This window comes from Nakamurella deserti (assembly GCF_003260015.1).
GTDB classification, from domain to species: domain Bacteria; phylum Actinomycetota; class Actinomycetes; order Mycobacteriales; family Nakamurellaceae; genus Nakamurella; species Nakamurella deserti.
On record NZ_QCXS01000002.1, the window covers coordinates 2,286,273 to 2,306,928 of the forward strand.

A 20,656-nucleotide genomic window follows, 5' to 3' on the forward strand; every position below is an offset into this window, starting at 1 on the left:
GGTGAACGGCACGACACCCGCCGGCCCGACCGGCCGACGGCTTCGACCAGGCATCAGCGACGCCCGGGTCAGCGGCACGACGCCCGCCGGCCCGACCGGCCGACGCCGGTCAGGCGTCAGCGACGCCCGGATGAACGGCACGCGATGCCGCCGGCCCGACCGGCCGACGGCTCCGGCCAGGCGTCAGCGACGCTTGGGTGAGCGGCGCGGCGGCGGCAGCGCGCCCGCGGCCCGCAGCTGGTTGGCGTGCTGGGCCAGTGCCTCCACCAGCATCGACAGGTCGGGCGACTCGGGCTGCACGTCGACGCGCAGGCCGAACTCCCGTGCGGTGTCGGCCGTCTTCGGGCCGAGCACGCCGACCAGCGACCGGGAGTGCGGCTTGCCGGCGATGCCGACGAGGTTGCGCACCGTCGAGGACGAGGTGAACAGGACCGCGTCGAAGCCGCCGGACTTGATCGCCTCCCGCACCGGCGCGGGCGGCGGGGCGGCGCGCACGGTCCGGTAGGCGGTGACGTCGTCGATCTCCCAGCCGATGTCCCGCAGGCCGTCGGCGAGGGTCTCGGTGGCGATGTCCGCCCGAGGGAGCAGGATGCGGTCGACCGGGTCGAGGATCTCGTCGTACTCGGGGAAGACGTCGAGCAGACCCGCGGTGGAGGCGGTGTTCTCCGCGACCAGGTCGGGTTTGATGCCCAGCGCCCGGACGGCCTCGCTGCTGGCCTCGTCGGCGCAGGCGATGCTGACGCCGGAGAACGCTCGCGCGTCCAGCCCGAACTCGAGGAACTTCTCCCAGATGGCGCGGACCGCGTTCACCGAGGTGAACACCACCCACTGGTAGCGGCCGTCGACCAGGCCCTTGATTGCCCGTTCCATCGGCGCCGGGGTGCGGGGCGGCTCGACGGCGATGGTGGCCACCTGCTCGGGGCTGGCCCCGTGCCGGCGGAGCAGCTCGAAGATCGCGTCATCGGTGTCGCGGGTGCGCGGGACGAGCACCCGCCAGCCGTACAGCGCCCTGGACTCCCACCACGACAGCGACGGCCGGGTGGACACCCCGGCCCCGATGGTGACGACCAGCGGGCCGGCGAGGTCACGGCCCAGCGCCGAGAGCGTGGCCAGGGTGGCGTCGACCGTCCGCTGGCTGGGCAGGCTTGTGCCGGCGGTGATGGTGGCCGGGGTCTCGGGCGCGAGACCGTGCTCGACCAGGTTCGCCGCGGTGTCGGCGAGGTGCCCGGCCGCGGCCTGCAGCAGCAACGTGCCGGGGGCCCCGGCGAGACTCCGCCAGTCCGAGCCGGTGCTGGACCGCACGTCGGCGCTGGTGTGCGACGACCCGAGGGCCACACCGGAGTAGGACGCGGCGGCCGCCCCGACGGAGATACCGGGGATCAGGTCGAAGGCGGCCCCGGATTCGGCGACGGCCTGGATCTCGGCGACCACCGGGTCGGCGGTCAGCACGTCCCCGGCGACCAGCCGGACGACGGCCGCACCGGCGCGGGCCGCGGACACCAGGGACGCGGCCACCGTGGCCGGATCGCCGACCGCGGGCCGGACCTCGGCCGACGGCGCCAGCGCGGTGATCGTGTCGGGGACGTCGGGATCGTTCAGGACGAGCGTGGCGGCGGCCAGCAGTTCGGTCGCCCGGACGGTCAGCAACCCGGGATCGCCCGGGCCGGCCCCGACGAAGGCGATACGGCCGGCGACCGTACGTGTGGTCATCGATGGCTCCTTGGGCTGTGGGCCGGCGCAGCAGCCGCGGTCAGAGGGGTGACGAGGGAGGACGGGGAGGCTGCGGTGGTGCGGTCGGAGCCGACGGGCCGGTCGGGCGTCCCACCGGGGGACGCGCCGGCACCGACGTCCACGAATGTGCGAATCGGAGCCACGAGCGATGGTGTCACCGATGCATCATGGGTCCCGCCGATGACGTCGTTGTTAAGCGCAGTGTTCGACCGGCGTTCACCGGGCTGACGCCGGGACTCGTGGAACGCCAGGATCTGCAGCTCCACCGCCAGGTCGACGGTGCGCAGGTCGACGTCGTCAGGGACGTGGATCACCCCGGGGGTGAACGCGAGGATGGCCCGGACGCCCGCCCGGACCAGAGCGTCGGCCGCGCTCTGCGCGGCCGGCTCCGGGGTGGCGATCACGCCGATCGTGATTCCCTCGCGTGCACACGTCGAAACGATGTCGGCCACGTCGCTCACCACGACGCCGCCGACCGTCCGGCCGATGCGCCGGGGGTCGACGTCGAAGAGCGCACCGATGGTCAGCCCGCGGGAGACGAACCCCGGATAGCCGGCGAGTGCGGCGCCGAGATTGCCCACCCCGACGAGGGCGACGCGATGCTGCCGGTGCGAGCCCAGGATGCGGCCGATCTCGGCGACCAGCACCTTGATCTCGTAGCCGACACCGCGGACCCCGTACGTGCCGAGGTGGGACAGGTCCTTGCGCAGGGTGGCCGGGGTGACCCCCGCGACGGCCGCCAGTTCCTCCGACGAGATGGCGTCGGCGGGGCCGTCCATCGCGGTCAACTCCCGCAGGTACCCGGCGAGCCGGGCGATGGTGGCCTCCGGGATGTCCCGCGGTCTGCCGCCGGGTGCCCCGTCCACCTGCTGGCTCACGCGCGGAACCTCCTGCGGATCGGGTCCCACGGACGTGTCGGGGAGCGCTCCGCCACCCGGGCCGGAACGCCCTCACCCTAGCCACCGCTGCAGTCGGGGACAAAGTCGTCACGGGGACGCGGCTCACCCGGCCGCGTGGAAGGTGCCGGGCCGGCCGGCTTCCACCCGCGAAGCGTTACCCACGACCGGGGGTGTGGACGGCCACGCCGTCCCCGTCGGTGACCCGCCGGACGGGGCGGGGCGGATTCCCGTCTCCGGCGCGCCCCGCCGTCCTAGCAGCCCTAGCGGGCGGACGGACCGTTCGCGACCCGCCGCACGAGGGCGTCCCGGTCGACGTCGAAGTAGCTGAACATCTCGTCGTCGACGAGGACGACCGGCACCTGCTCGCCGTACTCGGCGCGCAGCTCGGGGTCGCTGTCGACGTCGAGCTCGGTGAGGGTGAACGGCTGCCGGGCGAGGGCGGCGAGCACCTCGACCCGCGCCTCCTCGCACAGGTGGCAGCCCCGCCGGCCGATCAGCGTCACTGCGGTCATCGCCGGTCCTCGGGGTCGGCCGGCGGCACGGCGGCGGCCGGGGCGCCGACCAGGTCGTCGTCGAAGAGGTCGGAGTCGGTGTCCTGCGCGCTGCGCTGCGACCGGCTGCCGACGCCGGGCAGCCGGGTGCCCAGCCGGTCCAGCTGGTCGACCTCGATGATCTCGGGCGGCTCGGTGGGCTCGGGTTCCGGCGCCGCGGCGGGCGGCTCGACCGGCCCGCCCGGAGCCGGTGACGCCCCGGCGGGCGGGGCGGGCAGGTCGGCGGTGTCCATGTCCGTGTCCGTGACCGAGTCGGTGTCGGGAGCGGGAGCGGAAGCGGCGTCCGGCACCGCGGCGAGCCGCGTCGGCGTGGGTGGCGGCACCAGGGTGAGCCCGAGCAGGTGCGCCCACTCCTGCCGCACGAGGTCGCGGTCCAGCCGGCCGAGCTCGGTACGCGGCAGGATCGGCAGCACCCGGTAGCGCCGCGGCCGCTTGAACGGCGCCAGCAACGCCCCGAGGTGGTCGGTGAGGTCGTCCTCGGTCGGGGTGGTGCCGGGTGCTGCGACCACCGCGGCCGCGAGGTCGACGCCGCCGTCCGCGGCGGGAAGGCCGACGACCGCGGCGTCGCGGACGAACGGGTGCGTCAGCAGGGCCGCCTCGATCTCGCGCGGATAGACGGTGAAACCGGCGACCGCGATGGTCTCGGCCACCCGGTCGATGAGGTGCAGCTCGCCGCGGTGGTCCAGGTAGCCGATGTCGCTGGTGGTGAACCAGCCGTCGGCGTCGGGACCGCCGTCCCCGTCGGGCCAGTAACCGGTGAACAGCTGCGGGCCGCGGATGCTGATGGGGCCGGGGTCGGTGTCGGCCTCGAGGTCGGCGAGGGAGTCCTCGGCGGTGCCACCCGGTGCGGTGCCGGCGTCGACGGCCTCGATCCGCAGCTCGACACCCGGCAACGGCAGCCCCAGCGACCCGGCCCGCGGGACGCTCGTCATCAGGGTGCTGGCGACCGCGGACGCGGCCTCGGAGATGCCGTAGCCCTCCCAGACCGGGGAGCCGCTGCGGCTGCGGACGGCTGCGCCGTCCTCCCGGCTCAGCGGGGCCGCCGCCGAGGTCATCAGCCGCACGGTCGCCAGCGACCGCTCGAGCTGCGGTGACCGCAGCAGCAACCGGTAGAGCGCGGGTGCCCCCGGGATGACCGTCACCCGGTGGTGGTGGACGGCGGTCAGCACGGCGTCGGTGTACGCGGTCCAGGCCGCGGTGCCCTCGACGTCCGGACCGGTGACGGGCGGGGTGTCGGCGATGACGGCCGCCGCGCCGACGGTGGCCAGCGGCAGGAACGCGGTGACGAAGCCGGCGAGGTGGAACAGCGGCAACACCAGGAGCACCCGGTCGCCGCCGGCGAGCTTGAGCTGCGGAGCGGCCACGATCGCCTGCACCGACGCCAGCAGGGCGCGGTGCGACAGCATCACCGCCCGGCCGCCGCGGGACGCCCGCGCGAGCACGCCGATGTCCTCACCGCCACCCTGCGGTTCGACCGGTGCGGCAGCGACGCCGAACCAGCCGGTGACCTCGTCGGCGTGCACCACGGCGGCCGGGTCGAGGCCGGCGCGGTCGCCGGTGACGGTGACGGTGACGCCCAGCCGGGAGGCGATCTCCGGCGCCGCCCGCGACGGGTCGACCGGCACCGCGACGAGGTCGGCGCGGAGCACCGCGAACAGGGTCACGGCCAGCGCGGCCCCGGTCGGCAGGTGGACCAGGACCCGGTCGCCGGGTGCGGTCCGGGCACGCAGGGCCGCCGCCCCGGCGTCGGCCGCCGTGTCCAGCTCGCGCCAGGTCCAGGTCCGGTCGTCGGTGATCAGCGCGGCGGATCCGGGGTGGGCCGCGGCGGCCGCCCGGAGCAGGCCGGCGACGTGTGGGGCCATGGCGCTCCTCCTCGTCCGGGGCCGTCGCGGCAGCCGGGAACCCGGCGCCTGCGCGTCGGGATCGACCCTACTGCCGGTCACCGACCGACCGCCGGGCGACGACGACCCTGCGACCCGCGTCCCGTCGCGCCGTCCGCCACCCGTCCGGGCGGACCCGGAGTGAGCGTCCCGGTGGCCGCCGTCGCGGCGTCGATCCCGGACCACCCGGACTGGCTACGCTGGACCGGCAACCGACGGGGCGGGCGGAACAGTGGAAGGGGTGTCACCAGGTGAGCCGGTTCTCGCGCAGGGCCGACCGGGTGGCGGTCGAACGCGCCGAGCTCGCCGGCGAGGCGTCCGCGGAGGCCGCCGCGACGCTGGCCCTGGACGAGCCGCCGATCGCCGCCGGCGCCGACCTGACCGCCGCCGCCTTCTTCGACGTGGACAACACGATGATGGTGGGCGCGTCGATCTTCCACTACGCCCGCGGCCTGGCCGCGCGGAAGTACTTCACCAGCTCCGACCTGCTCAAGTTCGCGTCCCGGCAACTGCGGTTCCGGCTGCGGGGCGCGGAGAACCTGGCGGTGGTGGGCACCGCCCGCCAGGAGGCGCTGTCGTTCGTCGCCGGCCGCAGCGTGGACGAGATCATCCGGCTCGGTGAGGAGATCTACGACGAGACGATGGCCGACAAGATCTATCCCGGGACCCGCGCGATGGCGCAGCGGCATCTCGACGCGGGCCAGCGGGTCTGGCTGGTCACGGCGACGCCGGTGGAACTGGCCCAGCTGATCGCGCAACGGCTGGGTCTCACCGGAGCGCTGGGCACGGTGGCCGAGTCGGTGGACGGCATCTACACCGGCGCCCTGGTCGGCGAGATGCTGCACGGCCGGGCGAAGGCCGCGGCGGTCCGCGCGATGGCCGCCCGCGAGGGGCTGGACCTGCGCCGCTGCACCGCCTACTCCGATTCCATCAACGACCTGCCGATGCTGTCGGCGGTCGGGACCGCGGTGGCGGTCAACCCCGACTCGGAGCTGCGCGACGTGGCCCGCCAGCGCGGCTGGCAGATCCGCGACTTCCGCACCAGCCGCAAACCCGCCGTCCGGATCGGCGTGCCCTCCGTGCTGGGCGTCGGGGCCGTGGGCGGTGCGGTCCTGGCCGGCGCGGCCGTGCGTCGGCGGTTCCGCGGCTGAGCCGGTCCGGCGGTACGTCCCCGGCCGGGACGGGTGGTCAGCCGAGGAAGGGATGGCCGCGTTTGACCAGCAGCCTGTACAGCGTCTGCTGGATGGTCTCCCGCACGTGGTCGGTGAGATCGAAGATGACGGCCGGGTCCTCGGCGGCGTTGGCGTCGTGGCCGTCGGTGGGGATGGGTTCGCCGAACTCGATGAGCCACTTGCTCGGCAGCGGCACCGCGCCCAGCGGTCCCAGCAGCGGGAACGTCGGGGTCACCGGGAAGTACGGCAGCCCCAGCGCCCGGGCCAGCGGCCTGATGTTGCCCAGCAGGGGATAGATCTCCTCGGCCCCGACGATCGACACCGGGATGATCGGCGTGCCGGTGCGGATCGCCGCCGAGACGAAGCCGCCGCGTCCGAACCGCTGCAGCTTGTAGCGCTGGCTGAACGGCTTCCCGACCCCCTTGAAACCCTCGGGGAACACCGAGACCAGCTCTCCCGCGGTGAGCAGTCGTTCGGCGTCGGGGTTGCAGGCCAGCGTGTTGCCGGTCTTGCGGGCGACCGGTCCCAGCACGGCCGTTTCGAAGACCAGGTCGGCGGCGAGATTGCGCACGATCCGCCGCGACGGGTGGTGGTCGGCGACCCCTGCGGCGAGCATCACCGCGTCGACGGCGATGGTCCCGGAGTGGTTGGCGACCAGCAGCGCACCGCCGGTGTCCGGCAGGTTCTCCAGGCCGAGCAGCTCGACCCGGAACCACTTGTCGTACAGCAGTCGCAGCGGCGGCAGCACCATGTTGCGGGTGAAGTCCTCGTCGTAGCCGAAGTCGTCGACCTGGTAGTCGCCGGTGATGCGGCGACGCAGGAAGGCCAGGCCGCCGGCGACGCCGGCCTTCCAGCCGGTCTCGGGGGGCGACGGCTCCCCCGCGGGCGCGTCGGGCGCGTCGGTGGGCGCCTCGGGGTGCGGGTCCGGGTCTCTCATCGGGTCCTCCGGGGGGCGCGGGGCGGGCCGACCCGGTCCCCCGTGATGCCGACGAGTCTGGGTGCGGTCCGGGTGGCGTCCGGCGGACCGCCGGGCCGGAGGTCGTCGGCGACACCGAGGCCGGTGAGCAGCCGCGTCTCCGCCCGGCGCACCGACTCCCGGTCGACGGTCGGCTCGAGGGTGTGGGCGAAGTCGTCGAAGGCGGCGGCGGTGCTGAACTCGGGGGTGAAGCCGACCTCGGCGCGCAGCCGCGTGGTGTCGACGACCCGTCCGGCCTGCAGCATCCGGACCTGCTCGGGCGAGAAGGTGCCCAGGCCCAAAGCCCGCAGACCGCGGCCCACGGTGTCCAGCAGCGGCAACGGCAGCGGCAGCGGGATGCGGCCCGCCCGGTGGATGGCCTGCGACAGCATCAGCACGCCGTCGCCGGCGACGTTGACGGTGCCGCGGAACGGCGCGAAGACGAGGTGCTCGAGGAGCCGTACCGCGTCGCTCTCGTGGACCAGTTGCAGCCGCACATCGTGTCCGAGCACCGTGGGCACGACCGGAGACAGGGCGAAGTAGCGGGTCAGCGGCGTCTGCACGGTGGGGCCGACGATCTCGGCCAGCCGCGGCACGGCGACCCGGACGTCGGGGCGGCGTCGGGCGAAACCCCGGACGTAGCCCTCGATGTCGATGGCGTCGCGGGCGGGCCCGCGGCTCGGGACCGAGCGCGGCTCGGTGGCCTCGGTGCAGATCGCCGGGTCCTTCGAGCTCTGCCCGTAGACAGCGGTGGTGGACCGGACGACGAGATTGCGCACTCCGCCGGAGCGCTGGCAGGCGGCGAGAAGCTGCATCGTGCCGAGGACGTTCATCTCCTTGGCCAGCGTGCGGGCCTGAGCGGAAGCCGGCGTGGCCGACGCCGAGGCGTGAACCACGGTGTCGACGCCGGCGGCGTCGAGGATGCGCGAGATGAGCGGATTGCGGATGTCGGCGCGGGCGAACTCGGCACCGCCCATCCGGGTCCGGGCCGCGGGTTCGGGCAGCGTGGCGTCGACGCCGATGACGCGGGCCACGCCGGGGTGGGCGGCGAGGCGACCGGCCAACGCGGAACCGACGAAGCGGTTCACCCCGGTGACCAGCACGACGAGTCCGGGCACCTGCTCCCCCACTTCCGCCGCGGCGCGGCCGCGGCTCGGACGGTCCCGGTGCGAGCCGGCGGCGGGCGCATCACGGCGCCCGCCGCCGGCTCAGCGGAGATCGGTTACTTGCCGGCCTTGCGGCGGGCCACACGGGTCTTGCGCAGCAGCTTGCGGTGCTTCTTCTTCGCCATCCGCTTGCGGCGCTTCTTGATGATCGAACCCATGTGTGACCTCTGAGGGGACAAGCCGGACCGCACGGACCGGCGGGATGTGCGTGGAACCACCCGGCAGCGTCCACGGAGGGTCTCTCCACGGCACGGCCCGGCGGGTGCGACCGGCGCGCAGCGGCGCCGACCCGGTTCATCCTAGCGGCTGGGACCGGGCCCGCCGACAGTCCCGCGGGGCGTCACGGCTCAGCCGACGTCGTTGAACGCCCGCTGCAGGTAGTCGTTGACCGCTCTCTCCGACACCCGGAACGAGCGGCCCACCCGGACCGCGGGCAGCTCCTCCGAGTGGACCAGGCGGTACACGGTCATCCTGGAGACGCGCATCAGCGCGGCGACCTCGGCGACGGTCAGGAATCTGATCTCGGCGAGGGCAGGGTCGTGCGGCGTGCGTGCCATACATACACCGTCATTTCGTCCACGTCGTGGCTGCCGGCTTCCCCTCCGGCAACGCGAGCACACGTGGTGGGAGGACTCTATCGGTACCGGTGGGACGAATGCGATACGAGGGTCGGCTGTTCACTCCACCAGCCCTCTCGACACGCCGCCGGGTGGGAGACGGACAGGGCACACGTCACCCGCGACCCGTGTCGGTGGGGATCACCGGTGGGCACGGCCGAGCTCGGCCGACCGCACCGCGGCCGCCTCGATAGCGGCCAGCAGGGCCGCCCGGACACCGTGGTTCTCCAACTCCCGGATGGCCGCGATGGTGGTGCCGCCGGGCGAGGTGACGGCTTCGCGCAGCATCACCGGGTGCTCGCCGGACTCGCGCAGCATTTTCGCCGAGCCGACGGCGGACTGGATGATCAGCTCGGCGGACACGTTGCGGGGCAACCCGAGCAGGATCCCGGCGTCGATCATCGCCTCCACGAGGAAGAAGAAGTACGCCGGTCCCGAGCCGGAGAGTGCGGTCACCGCGTCCTGCTGGGTCTCCGGCACCCGCACCACCTTGCCCACCGCGGCCAGCAGGTTCTCGACGATCTGCAGGTGCTCGTCGGTGGCGTGGGTGCCGGCCGAGATGGCCGACATCGCCTCGCCCACCAGCATCGGGGTGTTCGGCATCACCCGCACCACCGGCACGCCCGCGGGCAGCGACCGTTCGTACAGCGCGGTCGGCAGGCCGGCGCACAGCGACACCACCAGGGTCCCGGGCCGTACCGCGCCCTGCAGATCCGCCAGCACCGGCTCGATGTCCTGCGGTTTGACCGCCACCACGACGACGTCGGCGGTCGCCGCGGCCTCGGTCACCTCGACCGACCGGACGCCGTAGAGCGCGGTGAGCTGCGCCGCCCGCGCCGGGTAGCGCTCGGTGAACAGGACCGCGGCGGGGTCGAGCCCACCCGCCAGCAGCCCGCCCATCAGGGCCTCACCGATCTTGCCGGCCCCGACGATGGCGATGGTCCTCGTGGTCGGCGACGCCGCCGTGGAATCAGTCATGGGGTTCACCCTGACACACCGGTGACGGCACCCCGCCCCGTCCGGGGCCGCTCCGGGCGGGCCCTATCGTGGCCGGGTGACGACTCCCCCGGCCCGCCCCCGTCCGGTGCTCGCGGTGATCGCGATCGTCGTCCTCGCGCTCAACCTGCGCCCGGTGGTGAACTCCGTCGGTTCCCTGCTGCCCGAGATCCGCACGGCGCTGGACCTCTCCGGCACGGCGGGCGGCGCACTCACCTCGTTGCCGCCCTTCGCCTTCGCCGCGTTCGGGTTGCTGGCCCCGCTGCTCGCGTCCCGGTTCCGGCGCGAGCGGGTGGTGGTGGTCGCGCTGGCGGCCATGACCGCCGGCCAGGTGCTGCGCCTGGTCGGGCCCTCGACGCCGCTGCTGTTCGTCGGGTCGCTGATCGCGCTGGCCGGGCTGGCGGTGTGCAACGTGCTGATGCCGAGCCTGGTCCGGGCGTACTTCCCCGACCGGGTGGCCACCATGACCGCCGCCTACACCACCTCGCTCGCCATCGGCGCGACCTCGAGCTCGGCGCTGTCGGTGCCGTTCGCCCGCGGTCTGGACGGCGACTGGCGCACCGGTCTCGGGGTGTGGGCGGTGACGGCGGCGGTCGCGTTGATCCCGTGGGTGTGGATGCTGTGGCGTCCGGGCGGGACGACCGGCACCGGAGCCCGGCCGGCGCTGCCGCTGCGCTCGCTGCTGCGCACGCGCATGGCGTGGACCATGGCGTTCTTCTTCGGCCTGCAGTCGGCGCAGGCCTACATCGTCACCGCCTGGCTGAGCCAGATCGTGGTGGACGCGGGCGCCGACCTCACCGAGGGCGGTTACGCGGTCGGGCTGTTCGCCGGGCTCGGCATCCCGATCTCGGCCGCCATCCCGGCGTTGCTCGTGCGGCAGTCCCGGCTCCCGGTGCTGATCTCGGTGCTGTCGGCCAGCTACGTCACCGGCTACGTCGGACTGATCGTCGCGCCCGCCGCCGGCATGTGGGGTTGGGCGGTGCTGCTGGGGATCGGATCGGGGACGTTCCCGCTGATCCTCACGCTGCTGGCGCTGCGGGCCCGTACCTCGGAAGGCGTGGCGGCGCTGTCGGCTTTCACCCAGTGCACCGGGTACCTGGTGGCCACGGCGGGGCCGGTCCTCATCGGCGCGCTGCACGACCTGACCGACGGCTGGACGGTGCCGCTCGTCGTCACCGCGACGTCGGCGGCGCTGATGGGCGTCCTCGGACTGCGGGTCGCGCGGCCCCGGTTCCTCGAGGACGAACTGGCCGGCGTCCGCCCCTGACCGGACCGGTCAGCGGGTCCGCAGCAGGGCACTGGCGGTGGCCGCGCGACCCTCGCCGCGGCCGGTCAACCCGAGACCGTCGGTGGTGGTGCCGGCCACCGAGACCGGCGCACCGACGACCGCGGACAGCACCTGCTGCGCCTCGGTCCGGCGGGCGGACAGCCGGGGCGTGTTGGCGATGACCTGGACGGCGGCGTTCACCACGACGTACCCGGACCCGGTGACCAGCCGCACCGCCTCGGCGAGCAGCGCCGCCCCGGACGCGCCCGCCCACCGCGGATCCGAGGTGCCGAAGACGGCGCCGAGATCGCCCAGTCCGGCGGCCGACAACAGGGCGTCGACGAGGGCGTGCGCCGCCACGTCACCGTCGGAGTGACCGGCGCAGCCGTCGGCGCCCGCGAACAGCAACCCGGCCAGGTGGCAGTCCCGCCCCGGTTCGACGGGATGCACGTCGATGCCCGTCCCGATCCGGTACTCGCGTTCGCGCTCAACCACGGATGTCGGCTCCTCCTGGTGCGGGTGGGGGCGGCGTGGCGCCGAGCGCTCGCCGCGCCTGGTCGATGTCGGCGACGGTGAGCACCCGGGACGCGTCGGCGTGTCCGGGGACCGTGACCGGTGTGGCACCAGCGGCGACCGCGGCGGCGGGGTCGGTGAGACGGTCAGCGGCGTGCCGGGCCCGCCGGAAGACGTCGGGTGTGTAGCCCTGGGGGGTCTGCACGATCCGCAGGGTGTCCCGGTCCACCAGTGCGGACGCCCGCCCTCCGTCGCCGACGGCGCGGATCGTGTCCACGACCGGCAGGACCGGGATCACCAGCCCGGCACCGGCCCGGACGGCCCCGACGACGCGGTGGACCATGGCGACCGGCGCGAACGCACGGGTCGCGTCGTGCACGAGCAGGACGTCCGGAGCGCCCCCGGTGGACGCGGTCTCCCAGGGGAGCGACCCGGGCCGGTCCGGACCGGAGGTCAGGACGGAGACGGCCCCGCCGAGGATCGGATCGGCGGCCACCTCGGCCGCGGCCTCTCCGTCCGACGGATCGACGAGGATCACCACGTGATCGACGCCGGCGTCCAGCAATCGACGGGTCGCATGCCAGACCAGGGAACGACCGTCGACGTCCACCCAGGCGGGGGCCGACCGGTCACCGCGGTGCGGCGGAACGGGGCCGCCGGAAGGTGTGTCGGGTGGCGGTGGACCGGACGCAACGACAAGGGCGACGACCGTCACCGGTCGCCGCCCACGTCGTACGGGTGCCCGCCACCCGGGATCGGCGTGGTGCGCACGCCGCGGGTGACCGGAACGGTCAGGAAGCCAGGACCTCGTCGAGGCGGTCGCTCGCGCGCTCCTCGTCGATGCCCTCGGCCAGCGCCAGCTCGGACACGAGGATCTGCCGTGCCTTGGCGAGCATCCGCTTCTCACCGGCCGACAGACCGCGCTCGCGATCGCGACGCCACAGGTCGCGCACGACCTCGGCGACCTTCTTCACGTCACCGGAAGCCAGCTTCTCCAGGTTCGCCTTGTAGCGGCGCGACCAGTTGGTGGGCTCTTCGGTGTGCGGGGCACGGAGAACGGCGAAGACGCTCTCCAGACCCTCGGTGTCCACCACGTCGCGAACGCCGACGAACTCGGCGTTGTCCGCGGGGACCTTGACGGTGAGATCGCCCTGGGCGACCTTGAGAACCAGATACAGCCGCTCGACACCCTTGACCATCCGGGTTTCAGTTGCCTGAATGAGTGCTGCCCCGTGATGGGGATAGACGACAGTTTCGCCGACCTTGAAGACCATGAGTCTGCTGCCCCTTTCGATACCTCAGTCTACCACGGGGCATTCCGGGCCCAGACACGTTGTCGCAGGTCAGGACGTTGGCGGGGAGAAACCCACGGCAGAGTGACGGGGTCTGCGGGTCTTGACAACCGGGGGGCCGCCGTGGTGGCGCCGGATGTCGGCGGTGCCCCGCGGCCGGCCGGGGAGCGCCGACATGCACTGTCGCGTGCGGGTTCTCGGGCCGCGTCGCGGACCGTTCCGGGACGCTGGCGTCACGTGCCGTCCACCGCGGGTCCACCCGCCGGGTCCCGGTCAACCCCCGGCCGGTCACCGCGGCTCCGCGACCGGGCGGGCGCACCACCGCCCACCGGCCGCAGTCCGGCCGCCGGACGACGGAGCCACCCGGTCCGACCGGTCGACCGTGGGTCCGTGTCGCGTCGGCCGGCGCGCCGACGGCCGCGCCGCCGGGATACCCTGCACAGGGTGGGCCGCACCGCTGTCCGGTGTCGCGTCCGTCGCGGGGCCGGTTCCAGCCGGAGCACCCGCCGCACCACCGGGGCACACCACTCCGCCGCACCATCCCTGCAGCACCGAGAACCGCACCGAACGCCCAGAAGGGGGACCGTCGTGGCCCGCAACGCACGGCTCGCGCGCCTGCGTCTGATTCCCGCCGTCGGCGTCGCCGGCGCCGTCCTGGCCCTGAGCGGCTGCGGCGCCGGTCAGATCGCCCAGACCGCCCAGCAGGTCGCCGCCATCGACGGCGCGAACGGCACCGCCGGCGAGGTGGCGGTCCGTGACGTCCGTCTCGCTCCGACCGAGTCGTACCGCTACGAGCCCGGCGCCGACATTCCGGTCAAGCTCTGGCTGAGCAACACCTCGCTCAACCCCGACGAGCTCACCGGAGTCACCACGGAAGCGGCCGAGGAGGTCGTCGTCGAAGGCGACACCGACATCCAGCCCCAGACCCTGCGCGAGGTCAACTCCGAGACCGACACGACCATCGTCGTCACCGGTCTGCGCGACGAGCTGCCCTACGGCAAATCGATCCCGATGACGTTCAGCTTCGCCTCCGGCGGCACCATCTCGGTCAACGTGCCGATCGAGATCCCGGAGCAGCGCAGCACCGAGCCGCGGGAGACCGTCAACATCCTCCCCGAGGAGCACAGCGACATCTGGTTCGGCGAGGGTCACGAAGGCGAAGCGGGCCACGAGGGCACCGAAGAGGGCCACTGAGCGTCTTCTTCCGTCAGGAGGAGCGTCATGACCACCGATCACGACGGGCCGGCTAGCCCCTATTCCGCGATGGCCGACACCTTGCGCGTCGCCACCGAGAACGCCGCCGCCCTGTGGCGTCTCGGCGCCGAGACCCTGGCCGTGCAGGCTGACGCGATCCGACGTCAGCAGGTGCCGGATCCGGTTCCCGGCGTGGAGCAGTACTTCGACCTGCTGCGGCAGGCCACCGAGGCCAACCAGCAGCTCGCCGCCCAGTGGGTGGCGGCTGTCCGGTCGATGACCGGGCTGCTGGTGCCGGGTGCAACGGTGATCCCTGGCGGTGCCGCGGGGCGGCACGTCCCCACCGCGCCGGACGGTGGCGCGGCGTACGGCAGTGCTGCCGCCCCTGGCGGCGCGGACGGTGCCGGCGACGCAGACCGTGTGAGTGGCGCGGGCGATGCCGACGGCGCGGGCGCTACCGGCGACGCAGACGCTGCCGGCGACACAGACGCTGCTCTCGGCGCAGGCGGTGCCGGCGGCGCAGACCGTGCCGGTCGGGACACCGCCGACGGGAACGCGAAGATTTCCGACGACGAACCCGCCACCACGGTGATGGTGCCCGAGGCACCCGCGCCGGCGGTCGTCGCCGCCGGGCAGAGCCTCGCACCGACCGGCACCTCCGGCGAGCTGGTGCCGGCCGCCCCGGCGACGGTCGACCTTCCGGCCCGCGGCACCGTCGACGTCCCCGCTCCCGGCACGATCGATCGCACCGCCGCTTCCACCGCCCCGGCGAAGCGCCGTCGGCGGGCACCGGCCCGCGCACCGCGGGCCGACGGCAATGCCGGGGACAGCGGTGAGCGCTCCGCCGCCGACGGCGGCACGGCCGACGCCGGTGCCGACGATCCCCGGACCGCGTACGTCCGGATGGGCAAGGCCGCGATCAGCGCCCGGTTGGCCGAGCGCGGACTGCCCCGGAGTGGCACGCTCGCCCAACTGGTCAACCGGCTGGTCGCCGCCGAGGCCTCCGATGCCGACTCAGCGCCGTCGGACCACTCAGGACCCGTGGGCCCCTCCACATCCTGAGGCCCGTCATCGCTCGGACTTCCCGATCCTGGGACGCCCCGGCCGGCCGCGGAATCCGGGCGGGCGACGCCACCGGCTGACAGGTGTGGTGGCGGTGATGCCCCGCCCTGCGGGGCGCGACCGACCGGCGGCCCGCCCGAACGTCTGTACCCATCCGCTCCGCGCGCCTGCGGAGACACTGTCGGTGCCGCCCTCTACCGTGCAGGACATGGCTACCAGCTCGACGAACCCCCGCGCCGCCCGACCCACGTTCCGCTGTTCCGAGTGCGGTGCGGCGGCGGCGAAATGGCACGGCCGCTGCCCCGAGTGTCAGGCCTGGGGCAGCCTCGCCGAGGCGTCCCCGGTGGCCGGCAGCCTGCGCAAGGTCAGCGCCGGACCGACCAGCGGCGCGGCGCAGTCGATGCCCGACATCGACGCGACCGCCGTGCAGATGCGCGCCAGCGGGATCCGGGAGCTCGACCGGGTCCTGGGCGGCGGGCTGGTGCCCGGTTCGGTGACGCTACTCGCCGGTGAGCCGGGCGTCGGCAAGTCCACACTGCTGCTCGCCGCCGCGCAGGCGTGGGCCGCGGCCGGCCACGGACGCGCCCTGATCATCACCGGCGAGGAATCCGCGGCCCAGGTCCGGCTCCGTGCCGAGCGGATCGGCGCGATGCACCCCGCGGTCTTCCTGGCCGCGGAGACGGAACTGTCGGCGGCGTTGTCCCACATCGAGACCGTGGCGCCGACGTTCCTCATCGTCGACTCCGTGCAGACGGTGGCGGCGGCCGAGGTCGACGGCAGCAGCGGCGGGGTGACACAGATCCGGGCGGTCGCGTCCGCGCTGATCGCCGTGGCCAAGGCCCGCGGCATCGCCACCTTCCTCGTCGGACACGTCACCAAGGAAGGTGGCATCGCCGGTCCCCGGGTGCTCGAGCACCTCGTCGACGTGGTGCTGCACTTCGAGGGCGACCGGCAGTCCAGCCTCCGGTTGGTCCGCGGGGTGAAGAACCGCTTCGGGCCGTCCGACGAGGTCGGCTGCTTCCAGATGGTCGGGGCCGGCATCCTGTCCCTCGACGATCCGTCCGGGTTGTTCCTGTCCGCCCGGCGGCCGCACATCCCCGGCACCTGTTCGACCATCGCGATGGAGGGCCGGCGACCGCTGCCGGTGGAGATCCAGACCCTGGTCACACCGCGGTCCAAGGACGGCTACGGCCAGCGTTCGGCCGTCGGGCTGGCCGCCCCCCGGGTGGATCTCGTGTTGGCGGTGCTGCAGCGCTGGGGCGGCGTCGCGGTCAACACCTACGACGTGATGGCCGCCACGGTCGGTGGTGCCAAGCTGATCGAACCGTCCGCCGACCTCGCCCTCGGGATGGCGGTGTGGTCCTCGGCCCGCGACATCCCGCTCTCCCCGGGGCTGGTGGTGCTGGGCGAACTCGGGCTCTCCGCCGACGTGCGGCCGGTGGCTGGCCTCGACCGGCGGCTGGTGGAGGCACGCCGGCTGGGCTTCGACCACGCCATCGTGCCCGCGGGTACGGCGGTCGAGCGTCCCCTCGGCATGCGGGTGGATCAGGTCTCCGACCTCGGGGAGGCGTTGCGCGCCCAGGGCAACGACGCCGGAGTGGTGCACTGGCTGCGGGAGAAACGCGCCCGCTGACCGGACGGGGTACGCCGACCATCGGACCCGCCGACCCCGGCACGGTGCGCCCGCCGCGGTGCGCCCCCGTACGGTGCGGCCTCAGCACGGTGCTTCCGCCGCCGCCGCAGGGCCCGCCCGACGCAGGCCGCACGAGCGGCGTCGCTCCGGTCGGCCCGGCGGCCGGGCGGCGTACGCGCGACGCCGGCCCCCGGCGTGACCACCCGGTGCACCTCGGCGCGGATCCGGCCGGGACCGTCCGGAGGCCGGCCGCCGGGGTGGGAGCCCCTAGACTGACACCGCGTCGGCCGGACCATCTCGGGGTGAGGTGGCACGGCACGCATGACCAGACACCGATCCGGCCGGTGTCTTTCCGCCGGAGGGACCGGCCGTGACCGCGGACGTGCCCGACGACCGGACCCGGCGCGGTGAGCAACCGTCGACCGGACCGCTGACGAGTGGACGAAAGGGGTGGGGGTGGCCGAGCGAGCGTCCAGCCCGGCGTTGCGATCGGTGCTGAGCCGGTTGGCACCCGGCACCGACCTGCGTGAAGGGCTGGAGCGGATCCTGCGGGGCCGCACCGGTGCGCTCATCGTGCTCGGCTTCGACAAGCCCGTCGAGGACATCTGCGACGGCGGCTTCCAGATCAACATCGACTTCTCGCCGACGCGCGTGCGGGAGCTGTCCAAGATGGACGGCGCCGTCATCCTCAACGACAGTGCCAGCCGCATCCTGCGTGCCAACGTCCAGCTGATGCCCGACCCCGCCATCCCGACGGCCGAGTCCGGCACCCGACACCGCACCGCCGAACGCACCGCACTGCAGACCGGTCTCCCGGTGATCTCGGTCAGCCACTCGATGTCGATCATCAGCCTGTACTACGACGGCATCCGTTACGTGCTGGCCGATCCGTCGACCATCCTGGCCCGGGCGAACCAGGCGCTGGCGACCCTGCAGCGTTACCGGGCCCGGCTCGACGAGGTGGCCCAGCAGCTCTCGGCGCTGGAGATCGAGGACTTCACCACATTGCGGGACGTCACCACCGTGGTGCAGCGGCTGTTGATGGTGCGCCGCATCGCCAACGAGATCGCCAGCGACGTCGCTGAACTCGGCACCGACGGGCGCCTCCCCGCACTGCAGCTGGACGAGTTGACCAGCACCATCGAGGACACCCGGGTGCTGCTGGTCCGCGACTACCTGCCCGACGGCCTCGACCGGTCGGAGACCGACGTGCTCGACGCCCTCGAGGAGATCGACGAGACCGCCCTGCTCGACCTGCACTCCATCGCCCGTGACCTCGGGTACGCCATCAACCCGGACGTCCTGGACATGCACGTCAGCCCGCGTGGGTACCGGCTGCTCGCCGCGATCCCCCGGGTGCCGCAGGCCATCCAGGACCGCCTCATCGCCCACTTCCACAACCTGCAGGGGCTGCTCGCTGCTACCGCCGGCGACCTGCAGGAGGTCGAGGGCGTCGGCGAGGCGCGGGCGCGGGTGGTCCGCGAGGGCCTGTCCCGGGTGGCCGAGTCCTCGATCGTCGACCGGTACGGCGCCACCCTCTGACAGTGCTCCGAGCGGCGTCGGGCGGCTGAACCCACGCCTTCGAACCTGACGCCCACGGTCGATTGAACCGTCGACGGCTCAGCGACGTGTCACCCGGTGGGTGCCACCGGCACCCGGACGGGACACAGCCGCCTCTGCATCTCCACAGCTGTTTCCCCGGACCACCACCACCACGACTGGATACCCTGGCTGTCCATGGTCGCCCTGGCCGGCCACCGAGTCGACCGCCGAACCATCCGCCAGGCAGCACCGCACCGCCGCAGTCCGCACCACCGGACATCCAGCATCGCCTCAGCACCGGGTCGTCAGACCACCCCGCCACCACCGCACCCGCACCACACCGCCGCACTACCAGCACCGCACCACCGCGCTCCCAGCAGCACCGGACCGCCGCAGTCCCACCACCGCACCAGCTCCGCACCGCCGCAGTCCGACCACCGCACCAGCTCCGCACCGCCGCGCCACCAGCACCGCACTTCCCGCACCACGAGCACCGCACGCCGCACCGTCCGCCTGCCGGGGCTCCGCTCCGTCCGCGGTCACCGCTCACCACCAGGCCCTGCTCGCACCGACCCCGTGTCCGCACCCCCGATGGGAATCCCGATGACCCAGACCGAACCCCGCCCCGCCACCGGCGCCGAGACCACCGACCACGGCTGCGCCTGCGCCGCTCCGTGCGGCTCCCGCGGCCGCTCCGTCACCCGCCGCACCGCGATCGGGGCGGGGGTCGTCGCCGGCGCCGCTTTCGTGACCGCCTGTGGCAGCAGCGACCCGGGCACGGCCACCCTCACCTCGAGCTCCAGCACCTCGTCCACCACCTCGTCCGCGACCGCGCCCGGAAGCTCGTCGCCGTCGAGCACCGCCGCCGGCACCACGGCCGGCACCACCGCGGAGGCGTCGAGCACCGGCAGCGCCGCCCCGGCCCCGTCGGGCACCGAGATCGCCAAGCTGGCCGACGTCCCCTCCGGCGGTTCGCTGATCGTGGAGAACGGTGGCGACAAGATCGCCCTGGCCCGCAACGCCGACGGCTCCGTGGTCGCGCACTCGGCCATCTGCACCCACCAGGGCTGCGCGGTGAACGCCGACGGCGCCGTCCTCGCCTGCCCGTGCCACGGGTCCACCTTCGACGCCTTCAGCGGCGCCGCCACCAAGGGTCCGGCCACCGCCGCGCTCGAAACGCTTTCCGTCGAGGTCAGCGGCGACGCCGTCTACCTCACCGCCTGAGCCCGCCCGCCCCCGGACCCGGCGTCGACGCCCGGGTCCGCGGCGGCGCTCCGCCCCGTGCCGGCGGTCTCCGCGGAGCTGCACGTCACGGTCGGCCCCGTACGGCGGCCCGGAGCCCGGCCGGCGGTGCCGCGCACACAGCCGACTCACAGCTCCCACCCAGCCCGCACCGTGGTGCCGGAGCGGAGGATTGCCCCATGAGCACTCCGGCGACGTCCAGCACCGCCACGCCCGGCCCCGGTTCGGCCCCCATCCGGGGCATCGACGGCCGCCCCGTCCGCGCCCTCGTCGTCGATGACGAGCCGACGTTGGCCGAGCTGGTCGGGATGGCCCTGCGTTACGAGGGCTGGGAGATCCGCACGGCGGCCAGCGGCACCGCCGCCGTCCAGGCCGCCCGCGAATTCCGGCCCGACGTCATCGTGCTCGACGTGATGCTGCCCGACTTCGACGGCATGGAGGTGCTGCGGCGCGTCCGGGCCGACGGGGAGCTGGCACCCGTGCTGTTCCTCACCGCCCGCGACGCGGTGGAGGACCGCATCGCCGGTCTCACCGCAGGCGGTGACGACTACGTGACCAAGCCGTTCTCGCTGGAGGAGCTGGTGCTGCGACTGCGTGCCCTGCTGCGGCGTGGCAAGAGCGCGGTGCCGACCGAGAACTCGATGATCGTCGTCGGCGATCTCACCCTCGACGAGGACAGCCGGGAGGTGCGCCGCGGCGACGACCTCATCCCGCTCACCGCCACCGAGTTCGAGCTGTTGCGGTTCCTGATGCGCAACGCCAAGCGGGTGCTGTCCAAGGCCCAGATCCTGGACCGGGTGTGGAACTACGACTTCGGCGGTCAGGCCAACATCGTCGAGCTCTACATCTCCTACCTGCGCAAGAAGATCGACTCCGGCCGCGAGCCGATGATCCACACGATGCGCGGGTTCGGATACGTCCTCAAGCCCGCCTCCTGAGCCACC

The 20,656-nt window shown here is 73.8% G+C and carries 20 protein-coding genes; 8 read left to right on the forward strand and 12 right to left on the reverse strand.

Features of this window, described 5'->3' with window-relative positions:
- Positions 1 to 183: 183 nt before the first annotated feature.
- The 4 genes from DB033_RS10440 to DB033_RS10455 form a co-directional block, all read right to left on the reverse strand.
- Complete coding sequence (locus tag DB033_RS10440; protein ID WP_111766622.1) at positions 184 to 1,710, reverse strand: bifunctional uroporphyrinogen-III C-methyltransferase/uroporphyrinogen-III synthase; 1,527 nt, start codon at positions 1,708 to 1,710, stop codon at positions 184 to 186.
- Positions 1,707 to 2,609 (reverse strand): redox-sensing transcriptional repressor Rex, encoded by a 903-nt coding sequence (locus tag DB033_RS10445; RefSeq protein WP_205843749.1) that lies wholly within the window; start codon positions 2,607 to 2,609, stop codon positions 1,707 to 1,709. Before DB033_RS10445 ends, DB033_RS10440 begins: the two co-directional genes overlap by 4 nt.
- Before the next feature lie 281 nt (positions 2,610 to 2,890).
- Positions 2,891 to 3,142, reverse strand: coding sequence for a glutaredoxin family protein (locus tag DB033_RS10450; protein ID WP_111766623.1), 252 nt, complete (start codon positions 3,140 to 3,142; stop codon positions 2,891 to 2,893).
- Positions 3,139 to 5,043 carry a class I adenylate-forming enzyme family protein gene (locus tag DB033_RS10455; RefSeq protein ID WP_111766624.1) on the reverse strand — a complete coding sequence of 635 codons (1,905 nt, stop codon included), beginning with the start codon at positions 5,041 to 5,043 and terminating at the stop codon, positions 3,139 to 3,141. Before DB033_RS10455 ends, DB033_RS10450 begins: the two co-directional genes overlap by 4 nt.
- 269 nt (positions 5,044 to 5,312) lie before the next feature.
- On the opposite strand from DB033_RS10455, the gene DB033_RS10460 reads away from it, so the two are divergent.
- The gene (locus tag DB033_RS10460; protein ID WP_111766625.1) at positions 5,313 to 6,212 is read left to right on the forward strand and encodes an HAD family hydrolase; all 900 of its coding nucleotides are present in this window, start codon (positions 5,313 to 5,315) and stop codon (positions 6,210 to 6,212) included.
- Between the two features lie 37 nt (positions 6,213 to 6,249).
- Here the strand turns inward: DB033_RS10460 and DB033_RS10465 are convergent, their stop codons facing one another.
- The 5 genes from DB033_RS10465 to proC all read right to left on the reverse strand — a co-directional run bounded on the left by DB033_RS10465 (position 6,250) and on the right by proC (position 9,949).
- A complete protein-coding gene (locus DB033_RS10465; RefSeq protein ID WP_111766626.1) occupies positions 6,250 to 7,170 on the reverse strand; it encodes a lysophospholipid acyltransferase family protein in 921 nt (306 codons plus the stop codon).
- Complete coding sequence (locus tag DB033_RS10470; protein WP_111767400.1) at positions 7,167 to 8,306, reverse strand: NAD-dependent epimerase/dehydratase family protein; 1,140 nt, start codon at positions 8,304 to 8,306, stop codon at positions 7,167 to 7,169. Before DB033_RS10470 ends, DB033_RS10465 begins: the two co-directional genes overlap by 4 nt.
- Before the next feature lie 104 nt (positions 8,307 to 8,410).
- Positions 8,411 to 8,512, reverse strand: coding sequence for a 30S ribosomal protein bS22 (locus DB033_RS10475; RefSeq protein WP_111766627.1), 102 nt, complete (start codon positions 8,510 to 8,512; stop codon positions 8,411 to 8,413).
- Positions 8,513 to 8,701: 189 nt separating this feature from the next.
- A complete protein-coding gene (locus DB033_RS10480) occupies positions 8,702 to 8,911 on the reverse strand; it encodes a helix-turn-helix domain-containing protein (protein WP_111766628.1) in 210 nt (69 codons plus the stop codon).
- A 201-nt stretch (positions 8,912 to 9,112) separates the two neighbouring features.
- Complete coding sequence (gene proC, locus DB033_RS10485) at positions 9,113 to 9,949, reverse strand: pyrroline-5-carboxylate reductase (RefSeq protein WP_111767401.1); 837 nt, start codon at positions 9,947 to 9,949, stop codon at positions 9,113 to 9,115.
- A 76-nt stretch (positions 9,950 to 10,025) separates the two neighbouring features.
- Between proC and DB033_RS10490 the strand changes: the two genes are divergently transcribed.
- A complete protein-coding gene (locus DB033_RS10490) occupies positions 10,026 to 11,234 on the forward strand; it encodes an MFS transporter (RefSeq protein ID WP_111766629.1) in 1,209 nt (402 codons plus the stop codon).
- 9 nt (positions 11,235 to 11,243) lie between these two features.
- On the opposite strand, the gene ispF is transcribed toward DB033_RS10490, so the two are convergent.
- From ispF to DB033_RS10505, 3 genes are all read right to left on the reverse strand, one after another.
- Positions 11,244 to 11,729: a 2-C-methyl-D-erythritol 2,4-cyclodiphosphate synthase gene (gene ispF, locus DB033_RS10495; RefSeq protein ID WP_111766630.1), complete on the reverse strand. Its 486-nt coding sequence runs from the start codon at positions 11,727 to 11,729 to the stop codon at positions 11,244 to 11,246.
- Entirely contained in the window at positions 11,722 to 12,357 is a 636-nt protein-coding gene (locus tag DB033_RS10500) for an IspD/TarI family cytidylyltransferase (protein ID WP_157970622.1), read from the reverse strand. The genes ispF and DB033_RS10500 overlap by 8 nt, the downstream gene beginning before the upstream one ends.
- A gap of 181 nt (positions 12,358 to 12,538) precedes the next feature.
- Positions 12,539 to 13,021 carry a CarD family transcriptional regulator gene (locus tag DB033_RS10505; RefSeq protein ID WP_111766632.1) on the reverse strand — a complete coding sequence of 161 codons (483 nt, stop codon included), beginning with the start codon at positions 13,019 to 13,021 and terminating at the stop codon, positions 12,539 to 12,541.
- Between the two features lie 606 nt (positions 13,022 to 13,627).
- Here DB033_RS10505 and DB033_RS10510 point away from each other — a divergent pair.
- The 6 genes from DB033_RS10510 (at position 13,628) to DB033_RS10535 (ending at position 20,650) form a co-directional block, all read left to right on the forward strand.
- Positions 13,628 to 14,233 (forward strand): copper chaperone PCu(A)C domain-containing protein, encoded by a 606-nt coding sequence (locus DB033_RS10510; protein ID WP_111766633.1) that lies wholly within the window; start codon positions 13,628 to 13,630, stop codon positions 14,231 to 14,233.
- Between the two features lie 27 nt (positions 14,234 to 14,260).
- The gene (locus DB033_RS10515) at positions 14,261 to 15,295 is read left to right on the forward strand and encodes a hypothetical protein (protein ID WP_157970623.1); all 1,035 of its coding nucleotides are present in this window, start codon (positions 14,261 to 14,263) and stop codon (positions 15,293 to 15,295) included.
- Positions 15,296 to 15,503: 208 nt separating this feature from the next.
- Positions 15,504 to 16,928 (forward strand): DNA repair protein RadA, encoded by a 1,425-nt coding sequence (gene radA / locus DB033_RS10520; RefSeq protein WP_111766635.1) that lies wholly within the window; start codon positions 15,504 to 15,506, stop codon positions 16,926 to 16,928.
- Between the two features lie 450 nt (positions 16,929 to 17,378).
- Positions 17,379 to 18,470 (forward strand): DNA integrity scanning diadenylate cyclase DisA, encoded by a 1,092-nt coding sequence (gene disA / locus DB033_RS10525; RefSeq protein WP_420814031.1) that lies wholly within the window; start codon positions 17,379 to 17,381, stop codon positions 18,468 to 18,470.
- A gap of 603 nt (positions 18,471 to 19,073) precedes the next feature.
- Entirely contained in the window at positions 19,074 to 19,694 is a 621-nt protein-coding gene (locus DB033_RS10530; RefSeq protein WP_111766636.1) for a QcrA and Rieske domain-containing protein, read from the forward strand.
- Positions 19,695 to 19,891: 197 nt separating this feature from the next.
- The gene (locus DB033_RS10535; RefSeq protein WP_111766637.1) at positions 19,892 to 20,650 is read left to right on the forward strand and encodes a response regulator transcription factor; all 759 of its coding nucleotides are present in this window, start codon (positions 19,892 to 19,894) and stop codon (positions 20,648 to 20,650) included.
- Positions 20,651 to 20,656 lie beyond the last annotated feature (6 nt).